Below are 22,954 nucleotides of genomic sequence, written 5' to 3'. Positions count from 1 at the left end.
TTTAGAGAGCTGACCATGAGCGACACTTCTGCTGATACCGTAACCCCTCCCATCGCCCCAGCCACACCCGAGGCGGTCACACGCAGGCCGCGTCGCTCGTCCGTGCCAGCAGAACCGACCGGTGAAGCCATTCTCGGGGGTGCTCAGCTGCAAGAGAAAATGGTCCATGACTCAATCCAGGCGGCACACGATTCGACAGCTGTAGCGATTGAAGACATCCTCGCGCACGTTGACCAGAAGGACGTTCCGGGACTGCGCGATACGCTGGAAACTTTTATCAGCGGCCTTTCTGGCGACGACGCCGAGGCGCTACGCAAGGCTCTGGTGGTTGATGCCGCCAAGCCAACCAAGCCGGCGAACCCGGATGACGAGTTGGCCCCCGATTGGCGGCAGGGCGGTTACCCGTACAAGAACCTGATGTCGCGCAAGCGCTATGAATATGAGAAGTATCACCTTCAGGTCGAGCTGCTCAAATTGCAGGCGTGGGTCAAGGACACCGGGCAAAAGGTGGTCATTCTATTTGAAGGGCGCGACGCGGCCGGCAAGGGAGGATCAATCAAGCGCTTTATGGAGCACCTCAACCCACGGGGTGCGCGGATTATCGCGCTGGAGAAGCCTACCGAGGTCGAGCGCGGGCAGTGGTATTTCCAGCGCTACGTACAGCATTTGCCAACGGCCGGCGAGATCGTCATGTTCGACCGTTCCTGGTACAACCGCGCCGGGGTTGAACGGGTGATGGGCTTCTGTTCCGAGACCGAGTACCTGGAGTTCATGCGCCAGGCGCCGGAGTTCGAGCGCATGCTCGCGCACAACAACGTGCACCTGATCAAGTTCTGGTTCTCGGTCAGTCGCAAGGAGCAGCGCCGGCGCTTCAAGGAGCGCGAGAAGCATCCGCTCAAGCAGTGGAAACTCAGCCCGATCGACCTGGCGTCGCTGGACAAGTGGGACGATTACACCAAGGCCAAAGAGGCCATGTTCTTCTACACCGATACCGCTGATGCGCCATGGACGGTGATCAAGTCCACCTGCAAGAAGCGCGCGCGCCTGAACGCCATGCGTTATGTGCTGCACAAGCTGCCTTACACGGGCAAGGCCCTGCAAAACATCGACAGCCTTGATCCCCTGATCGTCGGCCGGGCCAATGTGGTTTATGAGCGCGGCGAAAAGGTCGCAGATCTACCTATTCTCTGATCCGCACTGAAGGGCTGGACCTGAAGCGTTGGTACCAGCCCGGGTTCGGCCGCGACCGGCAGCGCAGCGCTGGCGCTGCTGTTGCGCTACAACAGCCATTCCACCCCCAAACGGCCTGCTTAAGGACCGATATGCGGTGTGTATGGATGCTTCTTTCTAAATACCAGTGAGCGGGGCAGATCCGCCCCAAAGCTGCGCGCCTGAAGCCACTTCCCGGGTTACGCCTTCGGCTAACCCGGGCTACCGAAGGGCGTTACATCCCGTAGCCTGGGTTGAGCGCAGCGATACCCAGGGGCTTAGACCGCGACGGGCGCGCTGATATGCGGGTGCGCCTGGTAACCGAGCAGCTCGAAATCCTCGAATTTGAAGGCGAAGATATCCTTCACGTCGGGGTTGAGCTTCATCACCGGTAACGGCAGCGGCTCGCGGCTCAGTTGCAGGTCGGTCTGTTCCAGGTGGTTGGCGTACAGATGGCAGTCGCCGCCGGTCCAGATGAACTCACCAGGTTCGAGGTCGCAAACTTGGGCGACCATCAGGGTCAGCAGCGCGTAGCTGGCGATATTGAAAGGCACACCGAGGAAGATGTCGGCCGAGCGCTGGTACAGCTGGCAACTGAGCTTGCCGTCGGCGACGTAGAACTGGAACAGCGCGTGGCACGGCGGCAGGGCCATCTGTTCGACCAGCGCCGGATTCCAGGCCGAGACAATCAGCCGGCGCGAGTCCGGATTCTGCTTGATCATCTCGATCAGCTTGGCGATCTGGTCGATCGACTCGCCGTTCGGCGCCGGCCAGTTGCGCCATTGGTAGCCATAGACCGGGCCGAGGTCGCCGTTGGCGTCGGCCCACTCGTCCCAGATGCGTACGCCGTTGTCCTTCAGGTACTTGATGTTGGTGTCGCCCTGAAGAAACCACAACAGCTCGTGAATGATCGATTTCAGGTGGCACTTCTTGGTGGTCACCAGCGGGAAACCATCGGCCAGATTAAAGCGCATCTGCTGGGCGAACAGGCTGTAGGTGCCGGTGCCGGTGCGGTCGCTCTTGAAGGTGCCGGTCTCGCGCACCAGGCGCATCAGGTCGAGGTACTGCTTCATCGAGCGGCTCCCTGGGCAGCTTGGCGGTGGTAGGCGAACCAGATCAAGCCGATCCCGACCAGAATCATCGGCACGCTAAGGACCTGGCCCATGGTCAGCCAGCCACCGGCCAGGTAACCGAGCTGGGTGTCGGGCACGCGGACGAACTCGACGATAAAGCGGAAGACCCCGTAGCTCAGGGCAAACATGCCCGACACCGCCATGGTCGGCCGCGGTTTACGCGAGTAGAACCAGAGGATGGCGAACAGCGCCAAGCCTTCCAGGGCGAATTGATAGAGCTGCGAGGGATGGCGCGCCAGTTGCTGGGGATCAGTGGGGAAAACCATGGCCCAGGGCAGGTCGGTGGCCTTGCCCCAGAGTTCGGCGTTGATGAAGTTGCCGATACGTCCGGCGCCCAGGCCAATCGGCACCAGCGGCGCGATGAAATCCATCAGTTCGAAGAAGCTCTTGCCGTTGCGCTTGCCGAACCACCAGCTCGCCAGCATCACGCCGATAAAGCCGCCGTGGAACGACATGCCGCCCTCCCAGATGCGCAACATCTTCGCTGGTTCGGCGATATAGGCGGCCAGGTCGTAGAACAGCACATAGCCCAGACGGCCGCCGAGGATCACCCCCATGGCCACCCAGAACACCATGTCGGAGAGTTTGTCCTTGTTCCAGCTCGGCGCAAAGGCGTTGACCCGGCGCGAGGCCAGCCACCAGGCGCCACCGATGCCGATCAGGTACATCAGGCCGTACCAGTGAATTTTTAGCGGGCCCAGGGCGATCGCCACCGGGTCAATCTGCGGGTAAGGCAGCATCAGTAACTCCTCAAATCAAAAAACTCAGGCCCACGCTAAATAGCAGCAAGGCGAACAGACGCTTTAGCAGGCGTGGCGACAGACGATGCGCCAGGCGTGCGCCGAAACGGGCAAAGAACATGCTGGTAAAGGCAATCCCGGCCATCGCCGGCAGGTAGACGAAGCCCAGGCTCCAGTCCGGCAGTTGCGGATTATCCCGGCCCAGCCACATAAAGGTCAGCGCGCCGGCCACGGCAATCGGCAGCCCGCAGGCTGACGAAGTGGCCACCGCCTGCTGCATGGGTACGCCGCGCCACGTCAGGAAGGGTACGCTGAGCGAACCGCCGCCAATCCCGAAAATCGCCGAGGCCCAGCCAATCACCCCGCCGGCCGCAGTCAGGCCCAGCTTGCCTGGGACAACGCGAGTGGCCTTGGGTTTCAACTCCAGGGCCATTTGCAGGGCGATGATAATGGCGAATACACCGATGATCTTCTGCAGCAGCGCGCCCTGGATTGCGGCGGCGGTCACGGCCCCAAGGGCCGCGCCCAGCAGGATGCCCAGGGTCATCCAGACGAAGATCGGCCAGCGCACCGCGCCCTTGCGCTGATGCTCCAACACCGAATTGATCGAGGTGAAGATGATGGTCGCCAGCGAGGTGCCTACCGCCAGGTGGGTCAGCACGTCCGGCGCAAAGCCCTGGGCGGCGAAACTGAAGACCAGCACCGGCACGATGATAATCCCGCCACCGACGCCAAACAGCCCGGCCAGCACTCCGGCAGCAGCGCCAAGCAGCAAATAGAGCAGCAGTTCCATCGAAACCCCCGAAAACAAAGCGGCATGGTAATCGCCGCAGCCGGATGCGGGAAGCTGGACGTGACACTTGCGCAAGCCCATGTTCACGCTTCAAGCTTGAGTCATTGCGCTCAGCGACCAGGAACATAGCCAGCGCTACCGCCAGGGGCGTCGCAGTATGGTGCGCCAGCATGTAGTGCGTTAAATAACCCTGCGTTCACCTAGCGCAACGTCAGCAGTGGCGGCCGTGTTTTTTCATACACGCTCATGACTTTCTGGAGGGTGCTCCATGTGCCTGATCGTTTTTGCCTGGCGCCCCGGCCACTCGCACCCCTTGCTGCTGGCGGCCAATCGCGATGAGTTCTATGCCCGCCCCAGCTTGCCGCTGGCTGAGTGGACGGATGCGCCGGGGGTGTTCGCCGGACGTGACCTGGAAGCCGGCGGCACCTGGCTGGGCATTGGCCCGCGGCGCCGCTTCGCCGCCCTGACTAATATCCGCGACCCAAGCCAGCCTTCCGGCCTGCTCTCACGCGGTGAGCTGCCCGCGGCTTTCCTGCGTGGCGAACTGACGCCGCAGGCATATCTGCAAGACCTCGGCAAACGGCTAGAGGCCTACGCCGGCTTCAACCTGCTGGTCGGCGATGACCGGGAGTTGTGGCACCTCAACTCCCGTAGCGGCCAGGCCACCGCCCTGAGCAGCGGGGTTTACGGCTTGTCGAATGCCGGTCTGGACACGCCCTGGCCCAAGGTGCAGCGCGCCAAGCGTGCGCTGCAGCAATGCCTGGACGACCCACAGCCAGGCCGGCTAATCGAGTTGCTGAGCGATAACAGCCTGCCCATGGACAGCGCGCTCCCCGACACCGGCGTCGGCTTGGCCATCGAACGCCTGCTGGCGAGCGTATTCATCAACAGCCAGAGCTACGGCACCCGCGCCAGCAGCGCATTGACCGTCAACGCCGACGGCTCATGGCAACTGGTCGAGCGCAGTTACGGCCCGTATGGCGCACATCTGGGCGAGGTCAGCATCGAGCGCTAGCGCAGGCATGGGGCTAGCCATGCGGAGTGGCTACCCACCGTAGGGTGCGCCGCGCGCACCGACTATATGGATCATCCAGAGCCCGACCAAGCGCCCCGCCACCCTGGTGCGCACGGCGCACCCTACGACAGCTGAGCGCGACGACATCCATGGAGCCTGGCCCAACCTAGGTTTTGCGCCCGCCCTTGGCCGTTCAGGCCTGGATGTTCGACGCGGGATTGATCATGCGGCCAAGGCCGAGATTGCGCAGGGCCAGTTGCAGGGTGCTGTGGACCATATGCGGGTTGTCGATGGTCATGACCTGGCCCAGCAGCTCCTTGGCCTTGCCCAGGCTGATCTGACGCAGCAGCCACTTGACCTTGGGCAGGTTGGTGGCGTTCATCGACAGGCTGTCGAAGCCCATCGCCATCAGTAATACCGCAGCGGCGGGATCGCCGGCCATTTCGCCACAGATGCTCACCGGCTTGCCTTCGGCATGGGCACCTTCGACCACCTTGCACAGCGCTTGCAGCACGGCTGGATGGAGGAAGTCGTAGAGGTCGGCAACCCGCGGATTGTTGCGGTCCACCGCCAGCAGGTATTGGGTCAGGTCGTTGGAGCCGACCGAGAGGAAGTCCACCTGGCGCGCCAACTCGCGCACCTGATAGACCGCCGCAGGAATTTCGATCATCACCCCTACTGGCGGCATTGGAATATCCACGCCTTCGTCGCGCACTTCGCCCCAGGCACGGTGGATCAGGTGCAGCGCTTCTTCCAGCTCCTGAATCCCGGAAATCATCGGCAACAGGATGCGCAGATTATCCAGGCCTTCACTGGCCTTGAGCATGGCGCGGGTCTGCACCAGGAAAATTTCCGGGTGGTCGAGGGTGACGCGGATTCCACGCCAACCGAGGAAGGGGTTTTCTTCCTTGATCGGGAAATAGCTCAGGGCCTTGTCGCCGCCGATATCCAGGCTGCGCATGGTCACCGGCAGCGGATGGAAAGCCTGCAACTGCTCGCGATAAATCGCCAGTTGCTCCTTCTCGCTGGGGAAGCGCTCCTTGATCATAAACGGCACTTCGGTGCGGTACAGGCCGACACCCTCGGCACCGCGCTCCTGGGCGCGCTTCACATCGGCGAGCAGCCCGGTGTTGACCCACAGCGGCATGCGGTAACCATCCAGGGTCTCGCACGGCAGGGCGCGCAGGGCATCGAGTCCCTGGGTCAGCTGGCGTTCTTCCTCGACCACTTCGGCATACTGCTTGCGCAGGAGCTCGCTGGGGTTGGTGAAGACCTCGCCGTGGTAACCGTCGACGATCAGCTGAATGCCATCGATCTTCGAATACGGCAGATCGACCACGCCCATCACCGTGGGGATGCCCATGGCGCGGGCGAAGATCGCCACATGCGAGTTGCCCGAACCCTGCACCGAAACCAGGCCGACCAGTTTGCCTTCTGGCACCTCACCGAGCATGGCCGGCGACAGTTCCTCGCTGACCAGGATGCAGTTATCGGGGTACACCAGCGTTTGCTGCCGGGCCTGCTGCAGGTAGGCAAGCAGGCGCCGGCCGAGGTCCTTGACGTCGGAGGCGCGCTCGCGCAGGTAATCATCGTCCATCAGTTCGAAGCGATTGACATGCCCACTGACCACCTGGCGCAAGGCACCCTGGGCCCACTGTCCGGTCTTGATGAGCTTGACCACCTCGTTACCCAGGGCGGCATCTTCCAGCATCATCAGGTAGACGTCGAACAACGCGCGCTCTTCGGGGCGCAACTGGCTGGCCATTTTCGCCGACAAGGCGCGCATGTCGGTGCGTACACCTTCAAGGGCGGTATTAAATAGCAGCAGCTCGGCGGTGATGTCATCGACGTTCTTATCGGGCACCACTTCCAGATCGGCCGGCGGCAGCACCACCACCGCCGTGCCCACCGCCGCACCAGGCGAACCCGGCACACCGACGAACTTGGCCTCCTGAATACCTTTGCCCTGCCTGCCCAGGCCGCGGATCGAGCCGGTCGCCTCGGCATGCGCAATAACCCCGGCGAGCTGGGCACTCATGGTCACCAGGAAGGCTTCTTCGCCCTCGTCGAACTGACGGCGCTCCTTTTGCTGGATCACCAACACGCCCATCACCTTGCGGTGGTGAATGATCGGCGAGCCGAGGAAAGAGGCATACCGCTCCTCACCGGTTTCAGCGAAGTAGCGGTAGCGCGGGTGTTCGGAGGCGTTCTCCAGATTGAGCGGCTCCTCACGGGTGCCGACCAGACCGACCAGCCCCTCGTTGGGCGCCATGCTGACCTTGCCGATAGAGCGCTTGTTCAGGCCGTCGGTAGCCATCAACACAAAGCGATTGCTCTCCGGGTCGAGCAGGTAGACCGAGCACACCTGGCTGCCCATGGCCTCCTTGACGCGCTGCACAATGATGCCCAACGCCGCCTTGAGATCCTTGGCGGCATTAACTTCCTGGACGATCTTGCGCAGCGTATTGAGCATGGCTCGGCTCTAGTCCGTAATCAGTCCCGCACCAGCAGGCGCGGAGCGAGTTCCTTGAGTGCGCGGCGATAGACCTCGCGCTTGAATGTGACTACCTGGCCCAGCGGGTACCAGTAACTGACCCAGCGCCAGCCGTCGAACTCAGGCTTACCGGTCAGGTCCATACGTACCCGCTGCTCGTCCGACGTCAGACGCAGCAGGAACCACTTTTGTTTCTGGCCGATACACAGCGGTTGACTGTGGGTACGAACCAGGCGTTGGGGCAGACGATACCTCAACCAACCCCGAGTGCAGGCGAGAATTTTCACATCCTGCTGCTCCAGGCCCACTTCCTCGTTCAGTTCGCGGTACAGCGCTTCTTCAGGCGACTCATGGTCGTTGATCCCGCCTTGCGGAAACTGCCAGGCGTCCTGGTTTATCCGACGCGCCCATAGCACCTGACCAACATCATTGGTCAGGATGATGCCGACATTGGGGCGAAAACCATCAGGATCAATCACGGCGCACAACCTCGTAAACGCATGTTTCGGCATTGTTCCACAAAGGTCGCAACAGCAGCAACGCGAGCACCCGATTGGGCAGGCCTGGGAAAAGCCGTTATTCTGATCGCCCTTCTAGATTTTGTTCAAAGGTGCCCTGTGCGTCTGGCTTTATTCGATCTCGACAACACCCTGCTCGGCGGCGACAGCGATCATGCCTGGGGCGATTATCTGTGTGAGCGCGGCATCCTCGACGGGATTGCCTACAAGGCGCGTAACGATGAGTTCTATCAGGACTACCTGACTGGTCGCCTGAACATCACCGATTACCTGAATTTCAGCCTGGAAATCCTCGGCCGCACCGAAATGGCCCAGCTGGACCAGTGGCACCGCGAGTTTATGCGCGACTGCGTGGAGCCGATCATCCTGAGCAAAGGCGAAGCGCTGCTGGCCGAACACCGCGAAGCCGGCGACAAGCTGCTGATCATCACTGCCACCAACCGCTTCGTCACCGCACCGATTGCCGCGCGCCTTGGCGTCGAAACGCTGCTGGCCACCGAATGCGAAATACATGACGGCCGCTACACCGGGCGCACCACCGATGTGCCGTGCTTCAAGGAAGGCAAGGTCACCCGCCTCAACCGCTGGCTCGCGGAAACCGGCCACAGCCTGGAAGACAGCTGCTTCTATAGCGACTCGATGAACGACCTGGCGCTGCTGGAACAAGTCGCCCGCCCATTCGCCGTCGATCCCGACCCGAACCTGCGCGCTGAAGCCGAGAAGCGCGGCTGGCCGGTGATCTCGCTGCGCTAAATAACCGGAGGTACCGCACCCTTGTAGCCCGGATGCAATCCGGGGATCGGTTGTGCGGGCGCAATGGTTACCCCGGATTGCATCCGGGCTACGGCGCTCGTTGCGCTAAATCCGCCGCACATAAAAACGCCGCCTGATCAGGCGGCGTTTTTGTGTGAGGGACAGATCAGGCCGGCTTGGCGCCCATCAGGCCCATGATCACCAGCAGCAGCAATATGATCAGCCCGGCGTAGACGGCGCTTAGGCGCGGCACGCTAGCCGCGACGCTGGCGCCAGCCGCCTGCCAGGCTGCAAGGCGACCGGCCAGCAGCAGGGTCAACACCACCAGCACAACAAACAGCACATTGCTGAGTAGCAACCAGGTTTGGCTCAGCGGCAAGCCGACTATGCCAACCAGCGCCATCCCGGTTACCGGCAGGCTCAGGGCCAGCAGGCCGAGCACGGGCAGGCTGATCAGGCGGGTGCGTTTGAGCTTGCGTTGCAACACAGCGGCGTCGCCACTGCGCGAGGCTTTCCACAACATAAACAGATGCACCAGCACCCCAACCAGCAAGAGGATGCCAGGCAACATGTGCAGCATTTTCAGCAACGGGTAGTGTTCCATTAATTCAGTCCTACCGGGTTTCCGGCTTATCCAAGAAAGAGTTTATAGGCCGGGTTATCGCTTTCATCCCAGTAGGGATAACCGATGGCTTCGAGCGCGGCCGGCAGCAGATGACGCTCGTCACTGGGTACTTGCAGGCCTGCGACCACGCGACCATCGGCAGCGCCGTGGTTACGGTAGTGGAACATCGAGATGTTCCAGCGGCCACCGAGTTTTTGTAAGAAATTAAACAGCGCACCCGGTCGCTCGGGGAATTCGAAGCGCAGCACCACTTCATCCGGCACAGCGGCAGCATGCCCGCCGACCATGTGACGAATATGCAGTTTGGCCAGCTCGTTATCGGTCAAATCCAGCACCGGGAAGCCCTGATCACGCAGCCCTTGTACCAACGCGGCACGCGGGTCGGTGTCCGGATTGGTCTGCACGCCGACAAAGATGTGCGCCTCTTTATCCTGGTGGAAGCGGTAGTTGAATTCGGTGATTTGGCGCTTGCCGATGGCCTCGCAGAAAGCCTTGAAGCTGCCTGGCTGCTCGGGAATGGTCACGGCGATGATCGCTTCACGCTTTTCGCCCAGCTCGGCGCGCTCGGCGACATGGCGCAGGCGGTCGAAGTTGACGTTGGCACCCGAGTCGATGCCCACCAGCACCTGACCGCTGCAACCTTCGCGCTCCACATACTTTTTGATCCCCGCCACGCTCAGCGCGCCAGCCGGCTCGGTGATCGAGCGAGTGTCGTCGTAGATGTCCTTGATCGCCGCGCAGATCTCATCGGTGCTGACGGTGATCACTTCATCGACATGCAGGCGGCAAACATCGAAGGTGTACTGGCCGATCTGCGCCACCGCCACGCCATCGGCAAACAACCCGACACTCGGCAGCACCACCCGCTCACCCGCTGCCATCGCGGCCTGCAGGCAGTTGGAGTCGTCTGGTTCAACGCCGATCACCTTGATCTCCGGGCGCAGGTATTTGACGTAGGCAGCGATGCCGGCGATCAAGCCGCCGCCACCGACCGGGACGAAAATCGCGTCCAGCTGGCTCGGCTGCTGACGGAGGATTTCCATCGCAATAGTGCCCTGGCCGGCAATGGTGTGCGGGTCATCATAGGGATGGATATAGATGTAGCCCTTCTCGTCCACCAACTTCAACGAATGGGCCAGCGCCTCGGGAAAGCTGTCGCCATGCAGCACCACCTTGCCGCCGCGCGAGCGCACGCCCTGGATCTTGATTTCCGGGGTGGTCTTGGGCATTACGATGGTCGCCTTGACCCCCAGCACCTTGGCCGCCAGCGCCAGGCCCTGGGCATGGTTGCCGGCTGAGGCGGTGACCACACCGCACGCGCGTTCCTCGGCAGAGAGTTGCGACAGCTTGTTATAGGCGCCGCGAATCTTGAACGAGTACACCGGCTGCAGATCTTCGCGCTTGAGCAGAATCTGGTTGCCCAGACGCTCGGACAATTGATTGGCTACTTGCAGCGGGGTTTCCACCGCGACGTCATAGACGCGCGAGGTTAGGATCATCTTGACGTACTGTTCGAGCATGGCGTTATCGCAGGCGGCTTTTGGAGGGAGTCAACGAGTCTACCCCAGGCTCGCGCCGAACGACCATACAAGCAGACCACCTGAGAGCTACTGCGCTCGGTGAGGCGGCCTGACGGGTGAGGTTTTAACGTCACAAGGCACAGCCGCGCTATAATTCGCGCTTTTCCTCACTCCAACGCCAGGCCCCATGATGAACCAGGATCAACTCAAGCAAGCAGTCGCCCAGGCTGCCGTCGACTTCATCCTCCCCAAGCTCGACAGCAAGAGCGTCGTCGGGGTTGGCACAGGCTCCACGGCTAACTGTTTTATTGATGCGCTGGCCAAACACAAGATGGCATTCGACGGCGCAGTGGCCAGCTCCGAAGCCACCGCCGAACGCCTGAAGAGCCACGGCATTGAGGTGTATGAGCTGAATAACGTCAGCGACCTGGAGTTCTATATCGATGGCGCCGATGAAAGCGACGCACAGCTCAACCTGATCAAGGGTGGCGGCGCCGCCCTGACCCGCGAGAAGATTGTTGCCGCCGTGGCCCAGACCTTTATCTGCATCGCCGACGCCAGCAAGCTGGTGCCGGTACTCGGCAGCTACCCGCTGCCGGTGGAAGTGATTCCGATGGCGCGCAGCCACGTCGCCCGTGAACTGGTCAAGCTGGGTGGCGACCCGGTCTACCGCGGGGGCGTGACCACCGACAACGGCAACCACATCCTCGACGTCTACAACCTCGCCATCGTCAACCCGCGCGAGCTGGAAGCGCAGATCAACAATATCGTCGGCGTGGTTACCAACGGCCTGTTCGCCGCCCGCCCGGCTGACGTGCTGCTGCTGGGCACCGCCGATGGGGTAAAAACCCTGACCCGCAAATAGGCCAGAGTGGTCGGGTCAATTCACACAATGCTGTCAACCTGAGTCAAGTGAGCAGCTTTTTTTTGTAGCCCGAATGAACCTCAGGACCAGACGCTTGAGGGTAAAAATACGGCGCATCGTGTGTTCACTCGCAGAGTGCTCAACGCACAACCGCGCAGCCCGAAGCAAAAACTTCGGGCTGCGCGGTTATCTGGGTCAGCCGCGCGCGGCGGCCGGTTTTCAGTTAATCAGTTCTACGCTATCGACATCGATTTCGCGGCTGGTCAGGTCACGGTCGACCTCGCCGGTCAGCTTGACCATGGCCTTTTCGGAAACAGCCTGCGCCGGCCAATCTTCATCATCGATTTCGACCTGGATGGTGCCGGTGGCATCCTTGAACTCGTAGAGTTCATCTTGCAGGCGCTTGACGATCTGGCCCTGCAGCACAACCGGGGTATCGTCGGCAGCGTCCAGCGCAGCCGCCACCGTAGTGACCTGGGTGACGGCGCCTGGACCGGTATAGCCTTCAGCCAACACAGCGACCGAGAACAGCGGGGCAAGCAGCAGAACAAGTGCGGAACGCTTCATGGCGTATTTCTCTATTCGTTAAATGACCTGGTCAGAATAGAGGATGAGGCTGAAGCCAAGCTTAATCTGAGCGTAAGCCACACTTAACCGGCACACCCCATGCGTGGCGTATCCGTAGGGCGGCCGGGCCGCCGTCCGTTCGGAGCGCAGCGACAACCCGCAAGCGTTGTACTGTGCCCATGAACCACGGTGCACTGCCTCCGCCTGCACAGGGTGCAAGGACCTCAGGCCGCTTAATCGACCTGCCTGGGCAGCTCCACCGGCGCGTCCTTGCTGAACACATAGAGCAGGTTGGGTTCGCCGACAATATAGATATTGCCCGCCGCATCCATGGTCACGCCTTCGGCCTGTTTGATGCTGCGGTGCAGGCCGTTCAGACCACCAATCAGGCTGATAAAGCTGACCGGCTGGCCTTGGGCATCCAGCTCCAGGAGCAGACGCGACTCGTCGGAAAGCACCAGGGTGTGACCGGTGCGCGCATCGAAACTCAATGACGATATATCACGCACGAACGCGCGCTTGGAGGGCAAGGCCTGCAGCGTCCCGGCGGCGCCGTCTTCACCGGGAAACGGCAAGCTGAACAGCCCCAGCGGGCCGCGTTCCTTGCCGAGCAATACGCGCTGATTGAGCGCATCCCAGGCAATCCCCTCGAAACCCTTGTTGCCGGCATCGGCAAAGCCCAGGTCGAACGACGGATAGTCCGCCGCATCCAGGCTCTGCGTGTCGGCGTCGATGGTGAACGCAGTCAAGCTGCGCCGACGCTCGTCGATGATCGCCAGGCGCCCGCCGGAGATGACCTCGACACCCTCGGGATCGGAAAAGCCGCTGAGCGGGATGCGCCGCAGCACCTGACCATCCAGCGCCAGCTCGACCAATTGTGGGTTCTTGCCGGTTACGGTGAACAGGGTGTCGCTGGCGGGGTTATAGGTCAGCCCTGAGGTTTCGTCCCGCTCCAGACCGGCCAGCGGCCTGCCCTGCACAACGAGTCGGTAGCCTGGCAACCAGATGCTCGCCTGCTGCTCGGCGACACTTAGCTGACCTTCCTTGAGCCAGAACCAGGCGCGCTCGTCCAGACGCAGAAAGCTGACCAGCAACGCCGTGACAACAACCAGAGACAGCAGAAGCAAATGGCGCAGGCGGATGAATCCAAAGCGTTTGGCAGGCATCGGTACGACTCGAGAAAATCATGGCCGTCAGACTAGCGGCCAACGCTTAAGGTTCGATTACCGGTGGAGGCGCCTCCAGGCGCCCGGCAGGCGTGCGTCTTTACAGCACGCGGCTGACGAAACGCGAGTGCCCGACCAGCTCCAGCACCAACTCGTCGCCCCTGTGCAACGGCCCGACACCAACCGGCGTGCCGGTAAGAATCACGTCGCCCGGCTGCAGGCTGAAGTGGCCGGCGATGTGCTGGATCATCGGCAGGATCGGGTTGAGCATGTCGCGGCTGTTGCCGTCCTGACGCACTTCGCCGTTGATGCTCAGGCGAATGCCGATATCGGCCAGGTCCTCGACCGCATCGCCCGGCACGAAGGGCGCCAGCACGCAGGCACCGTCGAAGCTCTTGGCGGTTTCCCACGGATAGCCCTTCGCCTTGAGCGTGGCCTGCAAGTCGCGCAGGGTCAGGTCGAGGGCCGGGGCAAAGCCGGAAATCGCGTCCAGCACTTCTTCGGCATTCGGCGTGCGCGACAGCGGCTTGCCGATCAGCACGGCAATTTCTGCCTCGTAATGCACGTCACCACGGCCCTCGACCAGGGTAAAACCGTCATCCAGCGGCACCACACAGCTGCCGGCCTTGATGAACAGCAGCGGTTCGCTGGGTACCGGGTTGTTCAGTTCCTTGGCGTGCTCGGCGTAGTTACGGCCGATGCAGACCACCTTGCCCATGGGGAAGTGGATATGGGTGCCGTCGACATACTGGTGCTGGTAACTCATCGGGGACTCCTAGGGATGGGTAGGGTGCACCGCACGCACCACCATTGCCCTGCGCGGGTTTCTGGTGCGCACGGCGCACCCTACAGATCAGAGCGGGAAGATCTTGCCGGGGTTCATAATGCCGTTTGGATCGAACACCGCCTTGATTGCCTTCATATAGCCGATTTCGGCTTCCGAACGGCTGTAGTGCAGGTAATCACGTTTGGTCATGCCGACGCCGTGTTCGGCGCTGATCGAGCCGTTGTACTTCTGCACGGTCTCGAACACCCACTTGTTGACCGTGGCGCACTTGGTGAAGAACTCGTCCTTGGACAGGTTTTCCGGCTTCAAGATATTCAGGTGCAGGTTGCCGTCGCCGATATGACCGAACCAGACAATTTCGAAATCCGGGTAGTGCTCGCCGACGATGGCGTCGATGTCGTGCAGGAACGCCGGGACTTTCGATACGGTGACCGAAATATCGTTCTTGTACGGGGTCCAGTGGCTGATGGTCTCGGAGATGTATTCGCGCAGCTTCCACAGGTTCTGCAGTTGCTGCTCGCTCTGGCTCATCACGCCATCGAGCACCCAGCCCTGTTCGACGCAATGCTCGAAAGTGGCGAGCGCCGCTTCGGCCACCAGCTCGCTGCTGGCCTCGAACTCCAGCAGCGCATAAAACGGGCAATCGGTTTCGAACGGCGCGGGCACGTCGCCGCGACCCATGACCTTGGCCAGGGCCTTGTCGGAGAAGAACTCGAACGCGGTCAGGTCCAGCTTGTTCTGGAACGCATGCAGCACCGGCATGATCGAATCAAAATCAGCCGCGCCGAGGACCATGGCCGTGAGGTTCTGCGGCGCACGGTCGAGGCGCATGGTGGCCTCGACGACGAAGCCCAGGGTGCCTTCGGCGCCGATGAACAGCTGACGCAGGTCGTAGCCGGTGGCGTTCTTGATCAGGTCCTTGTTCAACTCCAGCAGCTCGCCGGTACCCGTGACCACTTTCAGGCCGGCAACCCAGTTACGGGTCATGCCGTAGCGAATTACCTTGATCCCGCCGGCATTGGTGCCGATATTGCCGCCCAACTGGCTTGAGCCGCTTGAGGCGAAATCGACCGGGTAGTACAGGCCCTGCTCTTCGGCGAACAGCTGCAATTGCTTGGTCACCACACCCGGCTGACAGGCCACGCTGCGGTCGAATTCATTGAACGCAAGAATCTGGTTCATGTAGTCAAAGGCTACGACCACTTCGCCGTTAGCCGCCACGGCAGCGGCCGACAGCCCGGTACGACCACCAGAGGGCACCAGCGCAATCGTGTGCTGGTTGGCCCAACGCACGATGGCCTGGACCTGCTCGATACTCTTGGGAAAGACGATGGCGCAAGGGGCCGGGGCGAAATGCTTGGTCCAATCCTTGCCGTAGGTATTGAGGGAATCGGCATCGGTCAGCACCTTGCCGGGCTCAACCAGGGTCTTCAGCTCTTCGATCAGCGCAAGGTTGGTCATCTACGGAACTCTCAAACGATTCATGGTCACCCTGAGCACGCTTCATCTGCCAGGGGTGGGCGTTTCGCGGGGTGCTTATGCTAGCATACGCACCCCGTGAATCGTGCTCCCGCGCCGATCTGCGGGGCCCGGTCAGCAACGTAGCTGGCCTTTCCCTGATCACTATTTGTGGGACAACAGGTACTCCGATGAGCAAGACCTCTCTCGACAAGAGCAAGATCAAGTTCCTTCTTCTCGAAGGCGTCCACCAGAATGCCGTGGACACCCTGAAGGCTGCCGGCTACACCAACATCGAGTACCACAAGGGTGCGTTGTCTGACGATGAGCTGAAAGAAAAGATCGCCGACGCGCACTTCATCGGCATTCGTTCACGCACCCAGCTGACCGCCGATGTCTTCGATTGCGCCAATCGCCTGGTCGCCGTCGGCTGCTTCTGCATCGGCACCAATCAGGTCGATCTGGACGCTGCCCGTGAGCGCGGTATCGCCGTGTTCAACGCGCCTTACTCGAACACCCGCTCGGTGGCTGAACTGGTGCTGGCGCAGGCCATCCTGCTGCTGCGCGGCATCCCGGAAAAGAACGCCTCCTGCCACCGTGGCGGCTGGATCAAGTCGGCGGCCAACTCCTTCGAAATCCGCGGCAAGAAACTGGGTATCGTCGGTTACGGCTCGATCGGCACCCAGCTGTCGGTACTCGCCGAAGCCCTGGGCATGCAGGTGTTTTTCTACGACACCGTGACCAAGCTGCCGTTGGGCAACGCCACCCAGATCGCCAAGCTGCACGACCTGCTGGGCCTGTGCGACATCATCTCCCTGCACGTGCCGGAACTGCCGTCGACCCAGTGGATGATCGGTGAGAAGGAAATCCGCGCCATGAAGAAGGGCAGCATCCTGATCAACGCTGCCCGCGGCACCGTGGTCGAGCTGGAGCACCTGGCTGCTGCGATCAAGGACGAGCACCTGATCGGCGCCGCCATCGACGTGTTCCCGGTCGAGCCGAAATCCAACGACGAAGAGTTCGAAAGCCCGCTGCGTGGCCTGGATCGGGTGATCCTGACGCCGCACATCGGTGGCTCCACCGCCGAAGCCCAGGCCAATATCGGCCTGGAAGTGGCGGAAAAGCTGGTCAAGTACAGCGACAATGGCACCTCGGTGTCCTCGGTCAACTTCCCCGAAGTCGCCCTGCCGGCGCACCCGGGCAAGCACCGCCTGCTGCATATTCACCAGAACGTGCCGGGCGTGATGAGCGAGATCAACAAGGTGTTCGCCGAAAACGGCATCAACATCTCCGGTCAGTTCCTGCAGACCAACGACAAGGTCGGCTATGTGGTGATCGACGTCGACGCCGATTACTCCGATCTGGCGCTGGAGAAACTGCAACACGTCAACGGCACCATCCGTAGCCGCGTGCTGTTCTAAGCGCCGCTGCTGGGTAAAAAGGGAAGCTTCGGCTTCCCTTTTTTTATGGCTCTGTCCCAATAGCGCGTTGCGTTCAGTTATCGCCACAGCATTTGAGGTGGTCTGGGTCTGTAGGGTGACGTGGGCCAGCGCTTTTTATGCCTGCCGCTCGCGACTGGTAGACTCCAGAGCCGATCTCAACCGCGCCCGCCTTGTTATGGATAACCCGAACATACTGCTGATCAATACCGCCACCACCCTGGCCCTGGCCATCATCGCCTTATGGCTGGGCTATCAGATCAACCGCCGGGTCGACTTTCTGCACCGCTACAACATTCCCCCGGCCGTGACCGGCGGCCTGCCGATCAGCGCCCTGGTGGCCCTGAGCGAGGTGGCCAGCGGCTGGCAGATTCGCTTCGACCTGGAGCTGCGCGACCTGCTGCTGATCGCCTTCTTCAGCACCATTGGCCTGTCGGCCAAGCTGCGGCAGATGCTCGATGGCGGCAAGGCTCTGGCCATCATGCTCGGCCTGGCCGTGCTGTTTCTGATCTTCCAGAACCTCACCGGCACCGCCCTGGCGCTGCTCGCCGGGGAAAGTCCGTTGTATGGCCTGATCGGCGGCAGTATCTCCCTGGCGGGCGGGCATGGCACGGCCATCACCTGGGGGCAGTTATTCGAGGAGCACTTCGGCCTGGCCAATGCCAGCACCCTGGGCATGACGTTCGCAACAGCCGGGCTGATCACCGGCGGCCTGGTCGGCGGGCCGGTGGCGGCCTACCTGATCCGCCGGCACCAACTGGTGCCCAATCACGCCGACCCCGAACTGCCGCATATCGAGATCAACCAGCAAACCACCTACCTGATCGAACTCAACAGCCTGCTCACCGCGGTACTGCTGATCGCCCTGTGCTTCGCTCTGGGCGCCAGCGTGTATGACTGGCTGTCCGGGCTGGGCATGCGCCTGCCGGCATTCCTCACCGCGATGTTTCTCGGCATCCTGCTGAGCAATGGCCTGGAGCTGTGTCGGGTCAAGCTGGATGCGCGCCCAATCCAGCTGGTGGGCGATATGAGCCTGCAACTGTTTCTCGGGATGAGCCTGATCAGCCTGCCGCTGCTGTCGCTGCAAGGCGCCCTGGGCCTGATCAGCCTGGTCATGCTGGCGCAGGCGCTGGTGATCGCCCTGTTCAGCATCTGGCTGGTCTTCCCACTGCTGGGCCGCAACTACGATGCGGCCTGTATCAGCGCCGGCTTTATCGGCATGGGCCTGGGTGCCACGCCAGTGGGGATCGCCAACATGAACGCGGTAACCAGCCGCTTCGGCCCCAGCCCCAAGGCTTACCTGGTGATTCCGCTGCTGGGCGCTTTTTTTATCGACATCGCCAACGCCGGCCTGGTGCAGTTGCTGCTGGGACTGAGGTGGTTCACCGGCGCACCTTAGCTAAACGCCACAAGCGCCCGCTCGCACCCCAGCACGGATTGAACGCCCCAGTCGCACCCCGGATCGGCTTTAATAACGCTTCGCTTTTGCTCAAGGTTCGCCTACATGCTGCTCAGCCCCGACGACCTCGCCCGGATCAGCGCCCTCACCCTGGAGCATTATCAGCAGTGCGCTGAGGAGTTCCGTGAGGGTACCCGCGATCACGATGTCAGCCAGAACATCGCCGCCCTACTCGGGCATATCCAGGCCGAGGCGCCCTACCAGATCCTCGATTTCGGCTGCGGGCCGGGCCGCGACCTGCGCACCTTCAAGGCACTCGGCCACACGGCCATCGGTCTGGATGGCTGCCCGCGCTTTGTCGAGATGGCCCGCACCGACAGTGGCTGCGAGGTCTGGCGGCAAGACTTTCTGGCCCTCGACCTGCCCGCCGCGCAGTTCGACGGTATCTTCGCCAACGCCGTGCTGTTCCATATCCCCAGTCAGGAGGTGCCGCGGGTGCTGAGTCAGCTGTACGCCGCGCTCAAGCCGGGCGGCGTGTTGCTCAGCTCCAATCCGCGCGGGGAAAACCAGGAAGGCTGGAACGGCGACCGCTATGGCGCCTACTACGACCTGACCAACTGGCGGATCCTGCTCGGCGCCGCAGGTTTTATCGAACAGCAGCACTACTACCGCCCTCCCGGTTTGCCGCGCGCGCAGCAACCCTGGCTGGTGAGCATCTGGCGCCGGCGCTAGAGCAGCGCGGGGAGGGAACTCTCGGGCTGCCGAACGACTGCCTGCGCAAGCCAAGTGAGCCGCCGTTTTTTCTAGCGCGGCTGAAGTCCGTGAGAACGAACGCTCCCGGCTTGCACCCAGGCGAGGCACCTGACGACTGACACAAGCGCTATGTTTCGCTGTATATAGCGCTGGGGCCAGGCTAAAGTACCCAGGCCACGCGCGGCCACCCAGGCGCGGCCTTCAAGTCAAGACTCCAGGAACCCTGCATGGATTACCGCATACCCCGTGCGTGGCTGGCGCTGCTCGCCAGCGCACTGCTGTTCAGCTTGCCGGCCCATGCCGGCAAGATCACCATCGCTGCCGCCGCCGACCTAAAGTTCGCCCTGGATGATGTGGTCGCCGCCTACCAACAGGTGCACCAGGGCGATGAGATCAACGTGGTCTACGGTTCATCCGGCAAATTCCATACGCAGGTGCGGCAAGACGCACCCTACGACCTGTTCTTCTCCGCCGATATCAGCTACCCGCGCCTGCTGGAGCAAGTCGGCCAGGCTGGCTCGCCGGTGGTGCCCTATGCCGTTGGCCGCATCGTGTTATGGAGTGCGACCCTGGATGCCAGCGCCCTGCGCCTGGAAGACCTGGCCAACGACAAGCGCATTCGCCACGTCGCCATCGCCAACCCCAAGCATGCGCCCTACGGCATGCGGGCGGTCGAGGCGCTGCAGGCTAGCGGCCAGTACCAGGGCGTCGAGCCCAAGCTGGTGTACGGCGAGAACATCGCCCACACCGCGCAATTCGTCGACAGCGGCAACGCCCAGGTCGGCATCATCGCCTTGGCCCTGGCGCTCAATCCTGAGCTGTCGGCCAAGGGCGGTTACTGGCTGATCCCGGACCAACTGCACGCGCCGCTGGAGCAGGGCTTTATCGTCACCAAGCGCGCCGAGAACAATAAACTGGCCCATGCCTTCGCCGCCTATATGAGTTCGCCGGCGGCGCGCGCAGTGATGACCCGTTATGGCTTTGTGTTGCCCGAAGCGCCCTCGCCGCAATGAGCGCGACCGATGTCCGGGAGCCAACCCGCTATATGGGCGGGTCGTAAGTTGCGACCCGCGACTCGGTGATGCTGGCGCCCAAGCACAGCCAGTGAAGTCCGCCTGGAGACACTGATGTTTCTCAGCCCTGAAGACCTGCAGGCGCTTGCCCTGACTGCCAAGCTGGCGGCCCTGGTCACCCTGATCCTGCTGCTCCTGGGCACACCCATAGCCTGGTGGCTGGCGCGCACCCAGTCGCGCTGGAAAGGCCCGATCGGCGCAGTGGTGGCGCTGCCATTGGTGCTGCCACCCTCGGTGCTGGGTTTCTACCTGCTGCTGACCATGGGCCCGGCCGGGCCGGTGGGGCAGTTCACCGCCTGGCTAGGCGTTGACCCGCTGCCGTTCAGTTTCAGGGGGCTGGTGGTGGCCTCGGTGTTCTATTCCCTGCCCTTTATGGTGCAACCGCTGCAGAGCGCCTTCGAGTCCATCGGCCAGCGCCCACTGGAAGTCGCCGCGACCCTGCGCGCCTCGCCGCTGGACTGCTTCTTCACGGTGGTACTGCCGCTGGCGCTGCCGGGCTATCTGACCGCCTGCATCCTCACCTTCGCGCACACCGTGGGCGAGTTTGGCGTGGTGCTGATGCTCGGCGGTAACCTGCCCGGTGAGACGCGGGTGGTGTCGGTGCAAATCTACGACTATGTCGAGGCCCTGCAATATGGCGAGGCCCATCGCCTGGCGGCGGTGATGCTGGTGTTCTCCTTTGTCGTGCTGCTGGCGCTCTATGCCTGGCGGCCCAAGCCACGCAAGGTATAAGCCATGGCCACGCAAGCAATCGAGGCGCGTTTCTGCCTCACCTATCCCGGATTTACCCTCGATGTGGACGTGCGCTTGCCGGGCCGCGGGGTCAGCGCGCTGTTTGGTCATTCCGGCTCAGGCAAGACCAGCCTGCTGCGCTGCATCGCCGGCCTGGAGCGCGCGCCGAACGGCTACCTGAGCGTGGCCGGCGAGGTCTGGCAGGACGGCAAAACCTGGCGGCCGACACACAAGCGGCCCCTGGGTTACGTATTCCAGGAAGCCAGTCTGTTTCCCCACCTGGATGTGCTGGGCAACCTGCGTTATGGCCTCAAGCGGGTGAAACATGCGCCACCAGAGGTGCTGGAGCAGGCTATCGAGTTACTCGGCATCGGCCATCTGCTGCAACGTCATCCCGATCAGCTGTCCGGCGGCGAGCGCCAGCGCGTGGCTATCGCCCGCGCCTTGGCGGTGGCCCCGCGCCTGCTGCTGATGGACGAGCCATTGGCCGCTCTTGACCTCAAGCGCAAGCAGGAAATCCTGCCCTATCTGGAGCGCTTGCATGAGGAACTGGACATCCCGATCCTCTATGTCAGCCATTCGCCCGACGAGGTGGCGCGCCTGGCCGATCATCTGGTGGTGCTGGACGAAGGCCGGGTTCAGGCCAGCGGGCCGCTGAAGGAAACCCTGCTCAGAAGCGACCTGCCCTTCCTGTTCGAGGAGGATGCCGAGGCCGTGGTCGATGGCATCGTCAGCCACTACGACGCGGAGTATCGGCTGCTGAGCATCCGCCTGGGCGGCACTGACGCCATGCTGCAGCTAACCCACGCGCCGCTGGCCGCGGGCAAGCCGGTGCGGGTCAAGGTCAAGGCGCGGGATGTCAGCCTGAGCCTGGAGCAGGCCCGGGACACCAGCCTGCTCAACCTGCTGCCGGCCAGCGTCGAACACTGGCTGACGCTGGCGAACCAGGCGCAGATGCTGGTCAGCCTGCGGGTCGGCGACGAGCGAATGATCGCCCGCATCACCCGCTATTCCTTCGACAAGTTGGGTATCCATGCGCAGCAGGCGCTTTGGGTGCAGGTCAAATCCGTCTCGCTGCTGGCGTCCGACTGAGCGCAGCGGTTCAGCGGTTGCGCACATACCGAGCGTCTCCAGGCGCTCGCAGTAGCCAAGCGTTTTTCACCCGTCCTCAAGACGCTGGCCGGCGCGCTGCAAGATCTTCAGGCCCGCTGACGAGTCTGTTGCGCGATGCGGCTCTGCAGGCAGTAGAGATAGGCGAAGCCTTGCTCCCAATAGCAATGCCCGGACGTCACATTGATATGCCCGGCGCCACTCAGAACCGCCGCCTCGCTGCCCCAGTCTGCAGCCATTTCGAGCGCGCGCGCGGCGCTGGCGGCGGAGTCGTTGTCCGAACCCACCAACTGACTAGGAAATGGCAACAACTGCCGCGGGATAGGCGCGAAGTTCCGCAACGCCTGCGGGCAGTTGCTGCGCTGCACATCAGCCGGCGCCACCAACAGGGCACCACGCACCCGCCGCGACAACTCGACCGGCGCACACGCAGCCCAGTGCGCCACGGTGATGCAGCCCAGGCTATGCGCAATAAGAATGGCTGGCCGCGGATCACTGGCGATGCTGCGCGCCAATTCGGCCACCCAGTCGTCAAGACGCGGCGTCATCCAGTCGGCCTGCTCCACCCGTGCACTGTTCGGCAGGCTGCGCTGCCAGTGGCTTTGCCAATGCTCATCGGCCGAGCCTTGCCAGCCAGGCACTATCAGGTAACGGATCGTTTCGTTGCGCATCGTGGGCGCCTCCCGCAGGTTGCAATGGCGTGCAGTGTAGGCAGACCTTACTAACCATAAAAAGAATAAGAAATTATTTGCTTATTCCATAAGTGGAATTTTGCGGGAATGGACTTCAGCCGCTCATATGCCAA

22 protein-coding genes are annotated in these 22,954 nt (G+C 62.3%); 10 read left to right on the top strand and 12 right to left on the bottom strand.

Translation table 11 applies throughout. The annotated features are described in order from the left end of the window. The first annotated feature begins 372 nt into the window (after nucleotides 1–372). Nucleotides 373–1,191 (top strand): polyphosphate kinase 2, encoded by an 819-nt coding sequence (gene ppk2 / locus Q8K09_RS09855; RefSeq protein WP_370869502.1) that lies wholly within the window; start codon nucleotides 373–375, stop codon nucleotides 1,189–1,191. 296 nt (nucleotides 1,192–1,487) lie between these two features. On the opposite strand, the gene Q8K09_RS09850 is transcribed toward ppk2, so the two are convergent. From Q8K09_RS09850 to Q8K09_RS09840, 3 genes are read right to left on the bottom strand one after another with little or no spacing between them, the layout of a single operon-like run. Beyond that, complete coding sequence (locus Q8K09_RS09850; protein ID WP_305254789.1) at nucleotides 1,488–2,282, bottom strand: thymidylate synthase; 795 nt, start codon at nucleotides 2,280–2,282, stop codon at nucleotides 1,488–1,490. Next, on the bottom strand, nucleotides 2,279–3,082 hold the full coding sequence (lgt, locus tag Q8K09_RS09845; protein WP_305254788.1) for a prolipoprotein diacylglyceryl transferase: 804 nt from the start codon (nucleotides 3,080–3,082) through the stop codon (nucleotides 2,279–2,281). The genes Q8K09_RS09850 and lgt overlap by 4 nt, the downstream gene beginning before the upstream one ends. 10 nt (nucleotides 3,083–3,092) lie before the next feature. Continuing rightward, on the bottom strand, nucleotides 3,093–3,875 hold the full coding sequence (locus Q8K09_RS09840; RefSeq protein ID WP_305254787.1) for a sulfite exporter TauE/SafE family protein: 783 nt from the start codon (nucleotides 3,873–3,875) through the stop codon (nucleotides 3,093–3,095). Nucleotides 3,876–4,143: 268 nt separating this feature from the next. On the opposite strand from Q8K09_RS09840, the gene Q8K09_RS09835 reads away from it, so the two are divergent. Next, nucleotides 4,144–4,890, top strand: coding sequence for an NRDE family protein (locus Q8K09_RS09835; RefSeq protein WP_305254786.1), 747 nt, complete (start codon nucleotides 4,144–4,146; stop codon nucleotides 4,888–4,890). A gap of 193 nt (nucleotides 4,891–5,083) precedes the next feature. Here Q8K09_RS09835 and ptsP read toward each other — a convergent pair whose 3' ends face one another. Then, nucleotides 5,084–7,363, bottom strand: a complete 2,280-nt coding sequence (gene ptsP / locus Q8K09_RS09830) for a phosphoenolpyruvate--protein phosphotransferase (protein WP_305254784.1) — start codon at nucleotides 7,361–7,363, stop codon at nucleotides 5,084–5,086. 20 nt (nucleotides 7,364–7,383) lie between these two features. Next, nucleotides 7,384–7,863, bottom strand: a complete 480-nt coding sequence (locus Q8K09_RS09825; RefSeq protein WP_305254783.1) for an RNA pyrophosphohydrolase — start codon at nucleotides 7,861–7,863, stop codon at nucleotides 7,384–7,386. Between the two features lie 138 nt (nucleotides 7,864–8,001). Here Q8K09_RS09825 and Q8K09_RS09820 point away from each other — a divergent pair, with 138 nt between their 5' ends. Beyond that, nucleotides 8,002–8,655: an HAD family phosphatase gene (locus Q8K09_RS09820; RefSeq protein WP_305254782.1), complete on the top strand. Its 654-nt coding sequence runs from the start codon at nucleotides 8,002–8,004 to the stop codon at nucleotides 8,653–8,655. A gap of 166 nt (nucleotides 8,656–8,821) precedes the next feature. Here the strand turns inward: Q8K09_RS09820 and Q8K09_RS09815 are convergent, their stop codons facing one another. Further along, complete coding sequence (locus Q8K09_RS09815) at nucleotides 8,822–9,259, bottom strand: DUF2269 family protein (protein ID WP_305254781.1); 438 nt, start codon at nucleotides 9,257–9,259, stop codon at nucleotides 8,822–8,824. 26 nt (nucleotides 9,260–9,285) lie between these two features. Then, a complete protein-coding gene (gene ilvA / locus Q8K09_RS09810; protein ID WP_305254780.1) occupies nucleotides 9,286–10,800 on the bottom strand; it encodes a threonine ammonia-lyase, biosynthetic in 1,515 nt (504 codons plus the stop codon). A 190-nt stretch (nucleotides 10,801–10,990) separates the two neighbouring features. On the opposite strand from ilvA, the gene rpiA reads away from it, so the two are divergent. Further along, nucleotides 10,991–11,665, top strand: a complete 675-nt coding sequence (gene rpiA / locus Q8K09_RS09805; protein WP_305254841.1) for a ribose-5-phosphate isomerase RpiA — start codon at nucleotides 10,991–10,993, stop codon at nucleotides 11,663–11,665. A 219-nt stretch (nucleotides 11,666–11,884) separates the two neighbouring features. On the opposite strand, the gene Q8K09_RS09800 is transcribed toward rpiA, so the two are convergent. The 4 genes from Q8K09_RS09800 to Q8K09_RS09785 all read right to left on the bottom strand — a co-directional run bounded on the left by Q8K09_RS09800 (nucleotide 11,885) and on the right by Q8K09_RS09785 (nucleotide 15,646). Beyond that, a complete protein-coding gene (locus Q8K09_RS09800) occupies nucleotides 11,885–12,232 on the bottom strand; it encodes a NirD/YgiW/YdeI family stress tolerance protein (protein WP_305254779.1) in 348 nt (115 codons plus the stop codon). Between the two features lie 233 nt (nucleotides 12,233–12,465). Further along, nucleotides 12,466–13,398 carry an SdiA-regulated domain-containing protein gene (locus Q8K09_RS09795; RefSeq protein WP_305254778.1) on the bottom strand — a complete coding sequence of 311 codons (933 nt, stop codon included), beginning with the start codon at nucleotides 13,396–13,398 and terminating at the stop codon, nucleotides 12,466–12,468. A 100-nt stretch (nucleotides 13,399–13,498) separates the two neighbouring features. After that, the gene (locus tag Q8K09_RS09790) at nucleotides 13,499–14,164 is read right to left on the bottom strand and encodes a fumarylacetoacetate hydrolase family protein (protein ID WP_305254777.1); all 666 of its coding nucleotides are present in this window, start codon (nucleotides 14,162–14,164) and stop codon (nucleotides 13,499–13,501) included. Between the two features lie 87 nt (nucleotides 14,165–14,251). After that, entirely contained in the window at nucleotides 14,252–15,646 is a 1,395-nt protein-coding gene (locus Q8K09_RS09785; protein ID WP_305254776.1) for an FAD-binding oxidoreductase, read from the bottom strand. A 188-nt stretch (nucleotides 15,647–15,834) separates the two neighbouring features. Here Q8K09_RS09785 and serA point away from each other — a divergent pair, with 188 nt between their 5' ends. The 6 genes from serA to modC all read left to right on the top strand — a co-directional run bounded on the left by serA (nucleotide 15,835) and on the right by modC (nucleotide 22,131). Further along, on the top strand, nucleotides 15,835–17,064 hold the full coding sequence (gene serA / locus Q8K09_RS09780) for a phosphoglycerate dehydrogenase (RefSeq protein WP_305254775.1): 1,230 nt from the start codon (nucleotides 15,835–15,837) through the stop codon (nucleotides 17,062–17,064). 196 nt (nucleotides 17,065–17,260) lie between these two features. Beyond that, complete coding sequence (gene gltS / locus Q8K09_RS09775; protein ID WP_305254774.1) at nucleotides 17,261–18,481, top strand: sodium/glutamate symporter; 1,221 nt, start codon at nucleotides 17,261–17,263, stop codon at nucleotides 18,479–18,481. Nucleotides 18,482–18,586: 105 nt separating this feature from the next. After that, nucleotides 18,587–19,213 (top strand): bifunctional 2-polyprenyl-6-hydroxyphenol methylase/3-demethylubiquinol 3-O-methyltransferase UbiG, encoded by a 627-nt coding sequence (locus Q8K09_RS09770; RefSeq protein ID WP_305254773.1) that lies wholly within the window; start codon nucleotides 18,587–18,589, stop codon nucleotides 19,211–19,213. Nucleotides 19,214–19,461: 248 nt separating this feature from the next. Continuing rightward, nucleotides 19,462–20,247, top strand: a complete 786-nt coding sequence (modA, locus tag Q8K09_RS09765; protein ID WP_305254772.1) for a molybdate ABC transporter substrate-binding protein — start codon at nucleotides 19,462–19,464, stop codon at nucleotides 20,245–20,247. 114 nt (nucleotides 20,248–20,361) lie between these two features. Beyond that, nucleotides 20,362–21,039, top strand: coding sequence for a molybdate ABC transporter permease subunit (gene modB, locus Q8K09_RS09760; protein WP_305254771.1), 678 nt, complete (start codon nucleotides 20,362–20,364; stop codon nucleotides 21,037–21,039). 3 nt (nucleotides 21,040–21,042) lie between these two features. Beyond that, nucleotides 21,043–22,131, top strand: coding sequence for a molybdenum ABC transporter ATP-binding protein (gene modC / locus Q8K09_RS09755; protein ID WP_305254770.1), 1,089 nt, complete (start codon nucleotides 21,043–21,045; stop codon nucleotides 22,129–22,131). Nucleotides 22,132–22,238: 107 nt separating this feature from the next. Here the strand turns inward: modC and Q8K09_RS09750 are convergent, their stop codons facing one another. Continuing rightward, on the bottom strand, nucleotides 22,239–22,820 hold the full coding sequence (locus Q8K09_RS09750; RefSeq protein ID WP_305254769.1) for an alpha/beta hydrolase: 582 nt from the start codon (nucleotides 22,818–22,820) through the stop codon (nucleotides 22,239–22,241). Nucleotides 22,821–22,954 lie beyond the last annotated feature (134 nt).

It is taken from the genome of Pseudomonas sp. (genome assembly GCF_030683065.1).
Taxonomy (GTDB): Bacteria; Pseudomonadota; Gammaproteobacteria; order Pseudomonadales; family Pseudomonadaceae; genus Aquipseudomonas.
The sequence above is the reverse complement of the archived record's forward strand: the minus strand, read 5'-3'. Positions and strand labels throughout refer to the sequence as shown.